This is a genomic window from Rhodococcus sp. BP-261 (assembly GCF_019835205.1).
Taxonomy (GTDB): domain Bacteria; phylum Actinomycetota; class Actinomycetes; order Mycobacteriales; family Mycobacteriaceae; genus Rhodococcoides; species Rhodococcoides kyotonensis_B.
In genome coordinates, this window is the sequence record NZ_JABUCO010000001.1 from 135,266 (window position 1) to 151,347 (window position 16,082).

Annotated in this window: 14 protein-coding genes; all 14 read right to left on the minus strand. The window is 67.1% G+C overall.

Annotation, left to right across the window (positions count from 1 at the left end):
• Positions 1-79: 79 nt before the first annotated feature.
• Positions 80-937 (minus strand): DivIVA domain-containing protein, encoded by an 858-nt coding sequence (locus tag HQ354_RS00610; RefSeq protein ID WP_114330576.1) that lies wholly within the window; start codon positions 935-937, stop codon positions 80-82.
• A gap of 160 nt (positions 938-1,097) precedes the next feature.
• Positions 1,098-1,385: a YggT family protein gene (locus tag HQ354_RS00615; protein WP_068420693.1), complete on the minus strand. Its 288-nt coding sequence runs from the start codon at positions 1,383-1,385 to the stop codon at positions 1,098-1,100.
• Positions 1,386-1,486: 101 nt separating this feature from the next.
• Complete coding sequence (locus HQ354_RS00620) at positions 1,487-2,155, minus strand: cell division protein SepF (RefSeq protein ID WP_222633994.1); 669 nt, start codon at positions 2,153-2,155, stop codon at positions 1,487-1,489.
• Positions 2,156-2,257: 102 nt separating this feature from the next.
• Complete coding sequence (locus HQ354_RS00625) at positions 2,258-3,022, minus strand: YggS family pyridoxal phosphate-dependent enzyme (RefSeq protein WP_068420689.1); 765 nt, start codon at positions 3,020-3,022, stop codon at positions 2,258-2,260.
• Positions 3,019-3,750: a peptidoglycan editing factor PgeF gene (gene pgeF, locus HQ354_RS00630; protein ID WP_068420687.1), complete on the minus strand. Its 732-nt coding sequence runs from the start codon at positions 3,748-3,750 to the stop codon at positions 3,019-3,021. Before pgeF ends, HQ354_RS00625 begins: the two co-directional genes overlap by 4 nt.
• Positions 3,751-3,785: 35 nt before the next feature.
• Positions 3,786-5,012, minus strand: a complete 1,227-nt coding sequence (ftsZ, locus tag HQ354_RS00635) for a cell division protein FtsZ (protein WP_068420685.1) — start codon at positions 5,010-5,012, stop codon at positions 3,786-3,788.
• Between the two features lie 238 nt (positions 5,013-5,250).
• Positions 5,251-6,087, minus strand: a complete 837-nt coding sequence (locus HQ354_RS00640) for a cell division protein FtsQ/DivIB (protein WP_243636765.1) — start codon at positions 6,085-6,087, stop codon at positions 5,251-5,253.
• A complete protein-coding gene (gene murC / locus HQ354_RS00645) occupies positions 6,084-7,571 on the minus strand; it encodes a UDP-N-acetylmuramate--L-alanine ligase (protein WP_222634082.1) in 1,488 nt (495 codons plus the stop codon). Before murC ends, HQ354_RS00640 begins: the two co-directional genes overlap by 4 nt.
• Positions 7,572-7,606: 35 nt before the next feature.
• Positions 7,607-8,761 (minus strand): undecaprenyldiphospho-muramoylpentapeptide beta-N-acetylglucosaminyltransferase, encoded by a 1,155-nt coding sequence (murG, locus tag HQ354_RS00650; protein WP_222633995.1) that lies wholly within the window; start codon positions 8,759-8,761, stop codon positions 7,607-7,609.
• A complete protein-coding gene (ftsW, locus tag HQ354_RS00655; protein WP_261768629.1) occupies positions 8,758-10,227 on the minus strand; it encodes a putative lipid II flippase FtsW in 1,470 nt (489 codons plus the stop codon). The genes murG and ftsW overlap by 4 nt, the downstream gene beginning before the upstream one ends.
• Positions 10,224-11,660 (minus strand): UDP-N-acetylmuramoyl-L-alanine--D-glutamate ligase, encoded by a 1,437-nt coding sequence (murD, locus tag HQ354_RS00660; RefSeq protein WP_222634083.1) that lies wholly within the window; start codon positions 11,658-11,660, stop codon positions 10,224-10,226. The genes ftsW and murD overlap by 4 nt, the downstream gene beginning before the upstream one ends.
• 87 nt (positions 11,661-11,747) lie before the next feature.
• The gene (mraY, locus tag HQ354_RS00665) at positions 11,748-12,827 is read right to left on the minus strand and encodes a phospho-N-acetylmuramoyl-pentapeptide-transferase (protein WP_068420681.1); all 1,080 of its coding nucleotides are present in this window, start codon (positions 12,825-12,827) and stop codon (positions 11,748-11,750) included.
• A gap of 69 nt (positions 12,828-12,896) precedes the next feature.
• Entirely contained in the window at positions 12,897-14,387 is a 1,491-nt protein-coding gene (murF, locus tag HQ354_RS00670; RefSeq protein WP_222633996.1) for a UDP-N-acetylmuramoyl-tripeptide--D-alanyl-D-alanine ligase, read from the minus strand.
• A complete protein-coding gene (locus tag HQ354_RS00675; RefSeq protein ID WP_222633997.1) occupies positions 14,384-15,982 on the minus strand; it encodes a UDP-N-acetylmuramoyl-L-alanyl-D-glutamate--2,6-diaminopimelate ligase in 1,599 nt (532 codons plus the stop codon). The genes murF and HQ354_RS00675 overlap by 4 nt, the downstream gene beginning before the upstream one ends.
• Positions 15,983-16,082: the final 100 nt, after the last annotated feature.

The window sequence follows — 16,082 nt, forward strand, 5'->3', positions numbered from 1 at the left end:
ACCCCGCTCCCGATGCGCCTCTCGGCGTTGTTCAGACCCGGGGTCGGCCGTGACGCACGACGCGTTCAGGCGAGCAACCTCAGTTGTTCCCCTTGGCGTACGACTGGCTGTACCCGGACGACTGATTGTCCTGGTTGAAGCTGTCCTGGCCGTTGTCGACGGGAAGAGCGGACGAGCGGTTCTCGAGCTCTTCGAGCTGCGACTCGAGGTAGGACTTCAGGCGAACACGGTATTCACGCTCGAACGTCTTGAGCTGCTCGATGCGGCCTTCGAGGACCGAGCGCTGCTCGTTGATCGTCGCCATGATCTCGGTGTGCTTGCGCTCTGCATCGGCCTGGAGGGCATCGGCCTTCTCCTTGGCCTGCCGGAGCTGCGTCTCGGAACGCGTCTGAGCGTCGGACAGCAACGACTCCGACTTCTGACGTGCATCGGACACCATCGCCTCGGACCGCGTGCGCGCGTCGGTGACGAGACGCTCGGCGTTGGTACGAGCGTTACCCAGCAACTGCTCGGACTCGGTCTTCGCGTCGCTCGTCAGGCGGTCGGCCATCTCCTGCGCGAGGCCGAGAATCTTCGCGGCCTGCATGTTCGAGTCTCCACCGCTCTGAGCTGCCGCAGGTGCGGGAGCAGGGGTGGGCGCCACGACGGGCGCAGGCTTCGGCGGCTCGACCGGGCGCTGAGGCTCGGGGGCCTTCTGAACCGGAGCAGGCTGCTGCGAGGAGCCACCGCTCTGGCGAGCGTTGCTCTTGGCGTCGGACAGTTCCTGATCGAGTTCACCTACCCGCTGGCGCAGGTCTGCGTTCTCTTCGATGAGTCGCGACAACTCTTGCTCGACGAGATCGAGGAAGGCGTCCACCTCGTCTTCGTTGTAGCCGCGCTTACCGATCGGCGGCTTGCTGAACGCGACGTTGTGCACATCAGCTGGAGTCAGCGGCATGGAAGGATCCCTTCACGCGTCTTGAGGCGGTAGAGCAAGCATTCAGTTATATCCCATTCCACACGGTCCGGAACAAACAAACTGTAACTGGCGTCCATTCTGTCACATCGGTTTGCGCAGGTCGCGCGCGCCCCGAAGTCTTTCACCGAAGTATCGACTGCTACGACCCCAAACTCCGTACGACCGTCATCAGGATGAATACCCCGAACAACAAAACCATGATCGACAAGTCGAGACGAACCCCACCCAGGTTCACCGGCGGTATCAGACGGCGAAGCAGCTTGACCGGCGGATCGGTCACCGTGAATATCGCCTCGAGCAATACCACCACAATTCCCGACGGGCGCCAATCACGCGCGAACGTCCTGATGAATTCGACGATAATGCGGCCGATCAGCAGAAGCCAGAATATGAACAGAACGAAGTAGAGAACCGCGAACAAGGCCACAGCTCATACTCTGCCCGAAAAAAGCGGTTCGATCAAAGCGAGCAGGTCAGAGACCTGAAACGCTCGATCGAACCGCCGGGTATTTCACCTCGAAAATACGGTCAATGCTGGCTGTAGAAGCCGGTCTCGGCGATTCGACGTCGCTCCTGCGGCGACACGTCGATGTCCGCAGGCGACAGAAGGAACACCTTCGTCGCCACCTTGTCGAACGATCCGCGGAGAGCGAACGCAAGGCCCGCCGCGAAGTCCACGAGACGCTTGGCGTCGGCGTTGCTCATCTCGACCAGGTCCATGATGACGGGAGTGCCGTCACGGAAACGCTCACCGATCGTCCTGGCCTCGCTGTAATCGCGGGGACGCAGCGTGGTGATCTTCGACAGAGCGCTCTGGTCGTCGACGACCGGGCTGCGACGCGTCTCCGCGCGTACGTCCATTCGCGTGTCCACTGCCAGGTTGCCTCTCGTCGCGGCGCCTCGACCGACCGACGACGTCGGTCGCGAGGACCGACCGCCGATCGGCGCCAACGTCGGTGCCTGACGCGGGGCCTCGTAGTCGTCGTACTCGTCGTCGATGTCGTCGAGCTCCGCACGCGACGGGCGACGCGAGCTGAAGCTCGGCTTCGCGAACTCGCGGTCACCACGATCGTCGTCGGCGTACGGGTCGCGGCCGCGCGAGCCCCGATGCGTATCGGGCTCGTCCAGGTAGTCGTCCTCGTAGTCCGCGAGAGGAACCATGCCGAAGTACGCCTTGAACTTGTGCAGGGTGCTCATCGATCGTGCCTTCCGCTCAGTCTGGTCATTCCGCTGGCTCCACTCCGGATCAGTCTGGTCATTCCGCTGGCTCCACTCCGGTCAGTGTGGTCAATCCGTGTGTCAGTTGTGACTGGAGTGATCCGTGGTCTGTACTGGCGAGGCTATCGGCCGAGAACCGAGTATTGCGGTTCCGACACGCACGCAAGTCGATCCATGTCGAACAGCGGACTCGAGATCGGACGTCATGCCGGCGGACAACTGCGTCGCACCGGGGTGGTCGGCGAGGATGTCGCGATGCAGCTGCGCGAGGTCGGCGAACGCGGCATCCGGGTCTGCACCGAGCGGCGGGACGGCCATCAGTCCCGCGAAGGACAGGTCGTGTCGCGATGCGACGTGGTCGGCGAGCGCTGCGAGGTCCGCGCGTTCGACACCACCTCGGTGCACGTCGCCGTCGAGACTCACCTGAATCAGCACGTTCAGCGGCGTCGTACGGTCGCCGTCGTCGTGCGCCCGTCGCACTGCCTTCTGCAGCGCGTCCACGAGTCGGTCGCTGTCGACCGAATGTATGGAATGCGCCCAGCGTGCAACGGCTCTGGCTTTGTTGCGTTGAAGGTGACCGATCATGTGCCACTTGGCGGGAGCGTCTGCGAACGTCTCGTGCAGCTCCGCCGCCTTCGCCGTCGCTTCCTGCTCCCGTGACTCTCCGAACTCGCGGCATCCGAGTCGGTACAGGATCTCGACGTCGCTCGCCGGGAAGAACTTCGTCACCGGCAGCAGCATGACGTCGTCGTGGCGCCCGGCGGCCTCGCATGCAGCGTGAAGACGCTCGCGGACGGCGGTCAACGCCGCCTCGATCTCCTGGACGCGGCCTGCCTCGGGAGTCACGACGCCTGCTCGCCCGCGGACGTGTCCATCCAGACCACACTGGCCAACCTGCCGGTCGGTGCTTCACGACGGTGGCTGAAGAGGGTCCGGTCCTCGATCGTGCACCGAGGATCGACCGCGACACCGGACACACCGGCGTCGAGCAGTTGCTTCCGGATCCCGGCCCGAATGTCGAGACCCGGCGTCTTGCGCACGGTGGTCGTCGCACTGCCGGGCAGGTGTTTCTCGACGTCCGCTTGCATGTGCGCGGGCACTTCGTACTGCCTGCCGCTGGCCGCGGGGCCGAGGAACGCGCCGATACGCGACAGTTCGGCGCCCTGCTCGACCATGACATCGAGAACGCGGGGAATGATGCCGATCCTGGCCCCCACTCGGCCTGCGTGCACCGCCGCGACGACACCCGCCTCCTCGTCGGACAGGAGAACCGGGACGCAGTCGGCGGTCAGCACGACCAGACCGAGGTCGGGCGTCGTCGTCACCAGAGCATCGGTGACCGGGACCGGCCCCACCGTCGACTCGTCGACGACGGCGACCGTTCGCCCGTGCACCTGCTCCATCCAGACGAGACGATCCGAGCCGAGCCCGAGCTCGCGACCGAGACGCTCACGATTGGCGGCCACGGCCGACGGCTCGTCGCCGACGTGGTCGCCGAGGTTGAAGCTGTCGAACGGAGGCGCCGAGACACCTCCGGCACGTGTGGTGGACACTCGACGTACCTTGAAACTCAGTGTTCTCGTTCCTCTCGTGCGCGCGTTCGCTCGTGTCAGCGACGCATGAACGAGGGTACGTCGACGTCATCGTCACCGTCGTCGTCGGAGACGGGAACGCGACGTCCCGAGTCACGGCTCGGCGGCTGGCTCGAACCGGGGCCGGACGTCGACAGCGGCGGAAGGTTGCTGCTCGTCGGAGCGCCGACGGGGTCACGGAACACCGCACCCGACTCGGTCGACTCCTGCCCACGCGAGGACACCTCGCCCGATCGAGCCGACCCGATGGGGCCGCGTCCCGACGCGGGAGCTGCCTCGACGGGACGACGCGTCGGCGTACCGCCGTCGAACCCGGCCGCTATGACGGTGACGCGCACCTCGTCGCCGAGCGAGTCGTCGATGACGGTGCCGAAGATGATGTTGGCGTCGATGTGGGCTGCTTCCTGAACGAGCGAGGCAGCTTCGTTGATCTCGAACAGACCGAGGTCGGATCCACCCGCGATCGACAGTAGCACCCCGCGAGCACCTTCCATCGACGCTTCGAGCAGCGGTGAATTGATCGCAGCCTCGGCAGCTTTGATGGCGCGACCTTCGCCGCGGGACGACCCGATACCCATCAACGCGCTGCCTGCACCGGACATCACGCCCTTGACGTCGGCGAAGTCGACGTTGATCAGACCCGGGGTGGTGATGAGGTCCGTGATGCCCTGCACGCCGTTGAGGAGCACCTCGTCGGCGCTGCGGAACGCGTCCATCAGGCTGACGGCCGCGTCGCCGAGCTGGAGCAGACGGTCGTTCGGAATGACGATGAGCGTGTCGCAGGACTCGCGGAGCTGCTGGATGCCCGAGTCGGCCTGGCCGCCGCGTCGCTTGCCCTCGAACGAGAACGGACGCGTCACGACGCCGACGGTCAGTGCACCGAGCTTGCGTGCGATGTTCGCGACGACGGGGGCGCCACCGGTTCCGGTTCCACCACCCTCACCGGCCGTGACGAACACCATGTCGGCACCCTTGAGTACCTCTTCGATCTCGTCCTTGTGGTCGTCGGCAGCCTTGCGACCGACCTCGGGGTCGGCACCTGCGCCGAGTCCGCGCGTGAGTTCGCGACCGACATCGAGCTTGACGTCGGCGTCGCTCATCAGCAGCGCTTGCGCGTCGGTGTTCACCGCGATGAACTCGACTCCCTTGAGTCCCTGTTCGATCATGCGGTTGACCGCGTTAACGCCGCCGCCGCCGATGCCGACGACCTTGATTACGGCGAGGTAGTTGTGCGGGGGCGTCATGGGCTCTCGCCTTCCGTATTGACTGATGAAGCTGATTGCTGTGTGGTCCGTGGTTCTGCTGGTGTCGAAGTCTCGACGGAAACCCTCAACCTCAACCACAGGCTCAGTGTTATGTCAAGTATTCGACTGGAGGGAACGCTATGCATCGGTGCCACCATCCGCCGTTAGGCGCGCCGAGCGACACCGAAGAAATTGTGATTCGTGTGTCGCGTGGGATTCGGACCGATGTAAGGACAATCTACTTGGTCGTCGGAAGGTCCGGACTCGAGACGTCCAGTATCTGTCCGGGCTGCGACATGAGAGCAAGAGCCACAGCGGATTTCCGCTCGGCATTGTCTCGGTTGCCCCACACCAGCGTTCGTCCGTCGAGCAGCAGCATCGACACGTCCGAGATCGACGACGCGCGCACCTCCCCGACCATGCCGCGCAACGATTCGGGAAGCGAATCGAGCACTGCCAGAGCGCTTTCCGTTGCCGGATCGTCGACGCCGGGAGTGTCGGTGACCAGACGCACCGTCCCCGGCGGCGGCGGTGCGACCGCGAAGTCGACGCCGTCGGAATCGAGAAGGTGTGTGCCGTCCGGTTGGTCGACGAACACCACCGCAACGCGCTCGACGACGGTGACGCGCACCGTCGATGGGTACATGCGTTGCACACGGGCCGACGCCAGCGCGGGAATTCCCGCGACGCGTTGCGCCGCGGCACCCGTGTCGACGTGAACGAGGCGTTCCCCCAGCGGAATCGCCAGATCGCCGACGATTTCCTCGGTCGAGACGGACGAGTTCCCGTCGACCTCGATCGACCGCACCGTCAACAACGGGGTGAAGTAGACGGCGATCACGCCCGCGACGATCACGGCGACGACCGCCGACGCGATCAGGAGCCCGCGTCGACGAGATCGCTTGACCCGCCGGCGTTCTTCCTCGCGCGCGGCACGTCGGCGTTCGCGGTCGAGCGCCTCGGGTGACGGATCGGCTGCGACATCTTCGGAATTGCGCGACCGTGCTCGACGCCGATCGCGTCGGTTCGCGTCGGTGCCGGGCGGTCGTTCGGACCGCCCCGAGCGAGCATTCACTCCGATGCCTGGCGTTGCCCAGTTCGAAAGTCGGTCTTCGAACGCAACGCGTCGAGTATCGGCCCGGCCAGCATGGTGACGTCACCCGCACCCATCGTGATGACGACGTCGCCCGGCGCGGCCAGCCCGGCGACCTGCTTCGCGACGAGCGACAGATCCGGCTGATAGTTCACCGGCGTGGTGACCGCGGCGGCGACCAAGGCTCCGGTGACACCGGGCAGCGGTTCCTCGCGGGCACCGTAGACATCGAGCACGACGACCTCGTCGGCGAGACTGAGCGCGGCGCCGAACTCCGACGCGAACGTCTCGGTCCGCGAGTAGAGATGCGGCTGGAACACCACGACGACACGTCCGCGCTCGCCGTTCTCCCCTGCCGCGCTGGCCACCAGCTGCTGCGCTGCGGTGAGCACCGCTCGAACTTCGGTGGGGTGATGCGCATAGTCGTCGAACACCCGGATGCCGTGCTCGCGACCGCGAATCTGGAACCGTCGGTGCACGCCTCCGAAGCCGGCGAGGCCCGCGAGAAGGTCGTCGATGTCCGCACCGACCTGCAGGCCGGCGGTGAATGCACCCAACGCGTTCGACGCCGTGTGCCGTCCGGGCACGCCCAGTCGCAGCGTGCGCGGCTTGTCCTCCCCCGCGACGAGCAACTGCGCGACGCCACCCGCGTCCTCGGGCTCCCAGCCGAGCAGCCGGACGGCCATCTCGACATCCCCCGCGTCGACGTCCTCGGATCCGTACCCGAGAACCCGAACGCCGGGAAGCGCGCGGGCGTGCACTCGCTTGGCGAGCGCAGCCGAGCCCGGATCGTCCATGCATGCCACGAGGACGCCGCCCTCGTCGAGCCTGGCGACGAAGTCGTCGAACACCTGGACGTACTTCTCGGCGGTGCCGAAGTAATCGAGGTGATCGGCCTCGATGTTGGTGACGATGACGACGTTCGGCGAATACTGCAGCAGCGACCCGTCGCTCTCGTCGGCTTCGGCGACGAACACGTCTCCGCTGCCGTGATGCGCGTTGGTTCCGGCTTCGTTGAGCTCGCCGCCGACCGCGAACGACGGATCGAAGCCGCAGTGCTGCAGCGCGACGACCAGCATCGACGTCGTCGACGTCTTGCCGTGCGTGCCGGACACCAGCAGGGTGCGGTAGCCCTCCATCAACGACGACAGCACGGCCGGGCGCAGCACGACCGGGATTCCGCGCTTGCGCGCCTCGACGAGCTCTGGATTGGTCTTGGGAATGGCGGCGTGCGTCGTGACGACGACGGTGGGTCCGCCGGGCAGGATGTCGAGCGCCGACGCGTCGTGCCCGATCCGCACTTCGGCGCCGCGGGCACGCAGCGCGAGTACGCCCCGGCTCTCCTTGGCGTCCGAGCCGGACACCTGTCCGCCGCGGGCCAGCAGAATACGGGCGATGCCGGACATACCGGCGCCGCCGATGCCGACCATGTGTACCCGCGCGAGCTCTGCGGGAAGCTCGGACATGTCCGTCCCTTCGGTCATCACGTCCCCTTCGGTCTTCACGTCGCGAGCGCGCCGTTCTCGTGTGCCGACGCGACGTCGAGCACGATCTTCGCGACGGTCGCCGCCGCGTCGCGGTGGCCTGCCCCGGCCGCGTTTCGCGCCATGGACGCGAGCCGCTCGGGATCGGTGATCAGGCCGACGATCTCCGTCGCCACGAAATTCTCGTTCATCTGCGCGTCGGTCACCAACAAACCTCCACCGGCGTCGACGACGGGCCGCGCGTTCAGCTCCTGCTCACCGTTTCCGTGTGGCAGTGGAACGTACACCGCGGGCAGTCCGGTCGCGGACACCTCGGCGACGGTCATCGCGCCCGAGCGGCAGACGGCGAGATCGGCTGCGGCGTACGCCAGATCCATCCGATCGACGTACGGCACCGCTACGTACGGCGCGCTGGGGTCGGTGGGTCCGACGTCGACGGTGTTCTTCGGGCCGTGTGCGTGGAGAACCGACACCTTCGCGTCGGCGAGTGCCGACGCGGCCCCGGACACCGCCTGATTGAGCGACCTGGCACCCTGCGATCCGCCGAACACCAGCAGCACCGGCCCCTCGGCGGGAAGACCGAAGTGCTCACGCGCCGCGGCACGGGACGCGACGCGGTCCAACCCGGTGATGGTCGGCCGCACCGGGATTCCGACGATCTCGGCATCCTGGGCGCCGCGCATCGAGACACCGGATCCGGGCACGGCCGCAAGGACACGCGTCGCGAGCCGGGCTCCGACCTTGTTCGCTATACCTGCGCTCGCATTCGCCTCGTGCACGACGATCGGTACGGAACGACGTTTGCCGAGACCACCGCGTGCCGCCAGGTACGCAGGCAATGCCACGTATCCCCCGAATCCGACGAGCACGTCGGCGTCGGCATCCTTCAGCGCCTTCCGCGTTCGTCGGACCGATGCGACGACGCGCCCGGGCAGCTTCAGCAGGTCCACCGTCGGTTTACGCGGAAGCGGGACCGGCGGAATCAGTTCGAGTCGATAGCCGCGCGCCGGAACGAGCGTGGTCTCGAGGCCACGAGATGTGCCGAGCGCGGTGATACGGACATCGGGGTCGAGCTCGCGCAGCGCATCGGCGACGGCCATTGCCGGCTCGATGTGACCCGCGGTTCCCCCTCCCGCGAGGACGACGGACTTCGGACTCGTACGTACGTTCACCGTCCGTATCCTCGCCCATCCGGATGTCGGCGTTGCATCCCGGGTTGCCGTGCAGACCGCCGACTCGGTTCGGGCTGACGTCCGCCGGACGGCACTCGACCGTCTCTACCAGCACGAACACCTGCGTCGGCGCGCACGGGACGTCTGGCGTCCCCGGCGCGCTGCTCGAGCGAGCGGCGCGCACGACCGTCGAGGGCAGGCCGCGTCGACTTCGACCGTGCGGCTGCCGCGCGCATCGGCGAGAACGACGACGGCATCGGCAGGCGCAGGACACGGTCGAGTCGGCTGTCGTGGCCCGCGTGCAGCGCCGCGATCGCCTCGGGCTCGTGCCGCGCGGCGTTCGCGATGATGCCGAACATCAACAGCGTGATCGCCGTCGACGAACCGCCGTACGACACGAGCGGCAACTGCAGACCGGTCACCGGAAGCAGACCGACGACGTATCCGATGTTGATCATCGCCTGCGCGAAGATCCAGGTGGTGGACCCGGCAGCCAGCAGTCGGAGGAATGGATCGACCGACCGCATCGCGATGCGCAGGCCCGTGAAGACGAACAGCGCGAACAGTCCGAGGACGCCCATGCATCCGATGAAACCGAGTTCTTCGCCGATGATCGCGAAGATGAAGTCGTTGTGCGCGTTCGGGAGGTAGCTCCACTTGGCGCGACTCTGCCCGAGACCCACACCGAACGGTCCGCCGTCCGCGAGCGAGAACTTGGCTTGGTTCGACTGATATCCGAGGCCCTGGGGATCGTCACCGGGATTGAGCCACGCCTTGATGCGGTTCGATCGGTAGCCTGCGGTGAACGCGAGCACGGTCGCCGCGGCCAGACCGCCGCCCAGGATGATCGCGAACAGGCGCGCATTGAGACCGGCGTACCACAACAGCGACACGAGGATGATGCCGACCGCGATCGCCGTACTGAGGTTGGGCTGGAGCACGATGAGCCCGGCCATCAGCAGCGCTGCCGGAACCAACGGGATCAACAGCGACTTCAGGCTCGCGTGCTCACTGCGCCGGGATGCCAGGATGTGCGCGCCCCAGAGCACGAGCGCGACCTTCGCGAGCTCCGACGGCTGGAACGAGACGCCCGCGACGTTGAACCACCGGCGCGCGCCGTCCGCTCCCTCGGATCCGATGCCCGGTATGAGGACCATCATCAGCAGCACGATCGACAGGCAGAACACCGGGAACGAGATCTTGCGCAGGAAGCGCACGGACATTCGCAGTGCGATGTAGAACGCGACGACGCCGAGACCCACACCGATCAGCTGCTGCGTGAACAGCGAGTACGCCGACCCGTCGGCTGCATACGCCTCCGCGGCCGACGACGACAACACCATCACCAGGCCGAGCAGCGTCAGCAGCGCCGCGACCGTGACGATCAGGTGGAACGATGCGAGAGGCCGTCCGAGCCACACTCCGACCCTGGCGCGTGCTCCGGCGCGCGGGGTGCCGGTGCTCATGACTGCTCGCCGCCGTCGACCACGTCGGTGTCGGTGAGCGCCGAGGCCGCATCGGCGAAACTGCGACCGCGATGCCCGTAGTCGTCGAACATGTCGAGAGACGCCGCAGCAGGCGCGAGCAGGACGGTGTCTCCGGGTTCGGCTCGGCGGGCGGCTTCGCGCACGACGGCCTGTATCACTACATCAGCATCTTCAGCCACACGAGTCACATCAGCATCGTCTCCCGTCGAGAACGTCACGACGGGAACATCCGGCGCGTGTCGCGCCACAGCCTGTGCGATCTGCGTCCCATCACGGCCCATGACGAGCGCCGCGGCAAGCCTCGGAGCGACTTCGGCAATCAATTCGTCGACCGCCGCACCCTTGAGCAACCCTCCGGCGATCCAGACGATGCGGTCGTACGCGAGCAGCGACGACCGCGCGGCATGCGGGTTGGTGGCCTTCGAATCGTCGACGAACGTCACGCCCGCAACGGTTCGTACGACCGCGTTGCGATGCGGCCCGACCTGATACGAACGCAGCCCGTCCGCAACCGTGTCGGGCGCAATGCCGATCGCCCGCGTCACTGCAGCCGCAGCGAGCGCATCCATGACGCCCGCGGGTCCCGCAGGATGCACGTCGTCGACCGAGATCAACGACGTGTGCTCGGCGAACGCACGATCGACGAGATCGGAACCCACGACGCCCAGCTCGCCGACCGACGGCTCACCCAGGCGAAATCCGACAACCCGTTCGGCGGGTGAATCCGAGGCCAGTGACGCGGCCCGCGCGTCGTCGAGGCCCACCACGGCGACGCGCCCCGTCAACGCGCCCGCCTTCGCGCGAACGTAGCCGTCCATACCGCCGTGCCAATCCAGATGATCCTCGGCGATGTTCAGCACGACGCCCGCCTCCGGACGCACCGACGGTGCCCAGAAGAGCTGGAACGACGACAGCTCGACGGCCAACGCGGCCGGGTGCGGATCCCGACGCAACGCGTCGAGCACCGGGAGGCCGATGTTGCCGCACGCCGCACTCTCGATCCCTGCCGACTCCAGGATCGACGCCACCATCGACGTCGTGGTCGTCTTCCCGTTCGTGCCGGTGACGACGAGCCACTGCGTCGGCGGTCCGTACAGCCCGGCCCTGTCGATGCGCCACGACAGCTCGATGTCACCCCAGATCGGGATGCCGCGACCGGCGGCCGCAGCGAGCACCGGCGAGTCGACGCGCAGTCCCGGACTCGTGACGACGAGGGCGATGTCGTCGAACGATGCCGGGTTCGCCAACAGATCGTCCTGCAGTATTCCTCGGGCACCGAGCGTTTCCGCCTTCGCGACAGCGCCGGCGTCGGAGTCGGTGACCAGGACGTGAGCACCGAGATCCTGCAGCGGCGGAACCGTCGCAAGCCCGGAGACGCGTCCGCCCGCCACGAGCACGGTGCGCCCGCGCAGTCGCGTCAGCTCCTCGTCGTCGAGCGCGCGAAGTCTTGTCTGTCTCCCTGGTCGTTCCTGCGGGCTCCACTCCTGCGTCACGGGGCCCTACCCTCCGACTGCCGCGAGATATTCGCTGTAGAACAACGCGAGACCGACCGCCGAGGAGATCGCCGCCAGCAGCCAGAACCGGATGATGACCGTGGTCTCCGCCCATCCCCCGAGTTCGAAGTGATGGTGGATCGGGGCCATCCGGAACACGCGTCGCCTACTCGATCGGAAGACGGCTATCTGGATCAGAACCGATGCAGCCTCGGCGACGAACAGAGCACCGATGACGACCATGATGAGTTCGGTGCGCGTCACGATGGACAGTCCGGCGAGCAGACCGCCGAGGGCGAGCGAGCCGGTGTCACCCATGAAGATCTTGGCCGGGGCGGCGTTCCACCACAGGAACCCGATGCACGCGCCTGCCGCGGACGCGCAGATCAGCGCCAGGTCCAACGGGTCGCGCACGTCGTAGCAGCCCGGGCCGGGGCTGGTGGAGCATGCCTGACGGTACTGCCAGAACGTGATGACGGTGTACGCACCGAGTACGAGTGTCATCGATCCCGCGGCGAGGCCGTCGAGGCCGTCGGTCAGGTTCACCGCGTTCGACCACGCGCTGACCAGCAAGTAGCAGAACAGGATGAAGACGACGGAACCCATGCTGACCGTCGCGATGTCGCGGACGTACGACAACTGTGTGCTGCCAGGGGTGAGGCCGTTCGGACCGCGGAACTGCAACGCGAGAATGCCGAAGATGACCGCGGCGAACAGCTGGCCGACGAGCTTGGCCGTCTTGTTCAAGCCGAGGTTGCGACGCTTGCGAATCTTGATGAAGTCGTCGAGAAAGCCGACGAGCCCGAGGACCGTGGTCAACCCCAGCACGAGAAGTGCCGACGCCGACGGGCCGTCGGCGTCGTACGCGATGCCGATGAGGTGCGAACCCCAGTAGCCCGCCCAGAGGCCGGCCAGGATGGCCATGCCGCCCATCGTCGGGGTGCCACGCTTGGACTGATGACTCGCCGGGCCCTCGACCCGGATCTCCTGGCCGAAACCTTGCCTGGAGAACGCCTTGATCAGCACTGGCGTCAGCAGGATCGCCACAGCGAGCGCAATGCCTCCGGCGAAGAGGATCTGTCTCACTGCGTTGCCTCCGGTGTCATCGTCTGTCTCTCCCCGTCCCGCTCACTGACCGTCTTCACTGCTGCATCGTCACTGCTGGACCCCGTCGGACAGAAGCGCGTCGGCGACCGTCCACAGACCCACGGATTGCGACGCCTTCACCAGGACGACGTCGCCCGGTGCCACCTCGGACCGCAACACCTCGATGGCCGACGCGTCGTCGGGCACGAGCATGGACTCCTCGCCCCACGAACCTTCCATCACGGCACCTTGATGCATGGCCCTCGTCGACCGTCCGGACTCCACGATGATCAACCGGCTGACGTCCAGCCGTACGGCGAGTCGCCCGATCGCATCGTGCTCGATGATCGATTCTTGCCCGAGTTCGGCCATTTCGCCGAGCACGGCCCACGTGCGCCTGCGCGGACCGTCGTCGGACCGCGACATCGACACGAGCGCCTTGAGCGCGGCACGCATCGAGTCCGGGTTGGCATTGTAGGAATCGTTGACGACGGTGACGCCGTCAGCTCGGGTGCGCACGTCCATGCGACGCACCGACGCGGCTGCCGCACCGGACAGAGCCGTCGAGATCTGCTCGAGGGTTGCACCGCATTCGAGAGCGACGGCGGCAGCGGACAACGCGTTGCCGATCTGATGTTCTCCGTGGACGGCGAGTGCGATGTCGATCTCCCCGTCCGCTGTCACGAGAGTGAAGCGCGCCCGCGCGTCGGCGTCGAGACGGACATTCGTTGCGCGGATGTCGGCGTCCGACGAGAGGCCGACGGTCACGACGCGAGCCCGGGTGCGCGACTGCATCTCGAGCACGAGTGTGTCGTCGGCGTTCAGAACCGCGACTCCCCCATCGGCTGCGCTCGGAAGCGCCTCGACCAGTTCACCTTTGGCCAGTGCGATGTTCTGGCGCGATCCGAACTCGCCGAGATGCGCGGTTCCGACATTGAGGACGACGCCGATGCGCGGCGGCGCGGTACGTGCCAGCGACGCGACGTGGCCTACCCCGCGCGCCGAAAGTTCCAGCGCGAGGAACTTGGTCTGCTCGTCGGCGCGCAGAGCGGTCCACGGATGACCCAGTTCGTTGTTGAAGGACCCCGGCGGTGCGACGACCGACCCCAGTGGCGCCAGCACCGACGCCAACAGGTCCTTCGTCGACGTCTTCCCCGACGACCCGGTCACGCCCACGACAGTCAGCCCGGTCTTCGCGGTCAGCTCCATCACCGACACGCGTGCGAGCGTCGCCAATGCCGCCAGCACGGCAGCGCCCGAACCGTCGTGATCGTGTTCGAGGGCCATGGCCCGGCCGTCGTGCGGCGTCGGCTCGACGACGATCGCAGGTACGCCGACGGGGCGTGCAGCCAGAACCGCGACGGCACCTGCGTCGATCGCCGCCGCGGCGTGATCGTGTCCGTCGACGCGGGCGCCGGGCAGCGCGAGGAACAAGCCCCCGGCCGTCACTTTGCGCGAGTCGAACTCGACTGTGCCGTCGACCACGAGGTTCGGGTCGGGCACGTCGTGCAGGGTTCCGCCGACCACGTCGGCGATCTGCTGCAACGTCAGGGAAATCACGATGTCACTCCGGATTCTGCGTGGATCCTGCGGTCGATGGCGTCGGCGAGGACCTGCCTGTCGTCGAACGGATGCTTGACGCCCGCGACCTCTTGTCCGGTCTCGTGGCCCTTGCCCGCGACGAGCACCACGTCGCCTGCCTGCGCCCACTGCACGGCTTCAGCGATCGCGTCGGCGCGACCACCGACGTTGCGAACCTCGCCGCGTACGTGCGCGTCGACGGCCAGCGCCCCGGACGCGACGGCCTCACGTATCGCGGCCGGGTCCTCCGAGCGTGGGTTGTCGTCGGTGACCACCAGCAGATCCGCGCCTCGAGCGCCGGCGGCACCCATGAGAGCGCGTTTGCCCGTGTCTCGATCGCCTCCTGCGCCGAGAACCACTGCGATACGTCCGCGGCTCTGCGCTCGCAGCGTCTCGATGACGGCTTCGACCGCGGCCGGCTTGTGTGCGTAGTCGACGACGGCGAGGAAGTCCTGTCCGCGTTCGATGCGCTGCACTCGTCCCGGCACGTCGACGGCGGCCATGCCCGCGATCGCGCGGTCGACGTCGACCCCGGCCGCCGCGCACACCGCGGCGGCGAGAACGGCGTTGGCGATGTTGTACCGCCCCGGCAGACGAATCGACGCCGGGTGCCGTTCACCGGACGGATCGACGACGGTGAAGCTCTGCGATCCGTCGTCGTTCGTCGCGGCGTCGGCGACGGTCCAGTCGGACTCGGCGCCGACCGAGGCGGTGACCACAGCCGAGCCTGCAGACGTGGCGATCTCGGCCATTCGCTTGCCCCAGACGTCGTCGACACAGACCGCGGCGGACCGGGTGTGGACGGACGAATCGGCGGCGAACAATCGCGCCTTGGCCTGGAAGTAGTCCTCCAGCGAGTCGTGGAAGTCCAGGTGGTCCTGGGAGAGGTTCGTGAACGCCCCGACGGAGAACACGGTGCCGTCGACGCGTCCGAGGGACAACGCGTGACTGGACACCTCCATGACGACGGTGTCGATGCCCTGCTCGCGCATGACGGCGAACAGTGCGTGCAACCGCGGGGCCTCGGGGGTGGTCAGCGCACTGGGCACGCGAGATCCGGCGATCTTGGTCTCGATGGTGCCGATCAGTCCGGTGACCTTCCCTGCCGCGGTCAGTGCCGCCTCGAGAAGGTAGGACGTGGTGGTCTTGCCCGAGGTGCCGGTGATACCGATGACCGTCATGTGTTCCGACGGGTTGCCGTAGACGAGCGCGGAGACGGCGCCGAGTACCGCGCGAGGCGCGTCGTGCACGAGGACCGGTACCGGTATCTCGGTGAACGTTCGACGCACGATGTCGAGGCCTGCCGGATCGGTGAGCACCGCTGCCGCGCCGCGCTCGAGCGCGTCGGCGACGAATGTCGCGCCGTGCACGGACGATCCCGGAAGCGCGGCGAACAGGTCTCCGTCCCGAATGTCCTGGGCGCGAAGGTCGACGCCGGTGACAGCTCGGCGCGTCGACGAGGCCGACGCGACTTCCGAGGCGCCCGATGCGGCGGCGATGTCGTCGAGCGACGTCTGCGGCGGCCGAGAAGGGCGAGTGTCGGACGGAGCCGACCCTGGTGCTGGCACGGGCACTGTGCTCCTTTCTGCTCGGGCTGTGAGGTGGTCGCGGCGACCGAGAATCTCACCTGATACGGCCGAGCGAGACAGCGTCCGTATCCGGACTCGGCCGACG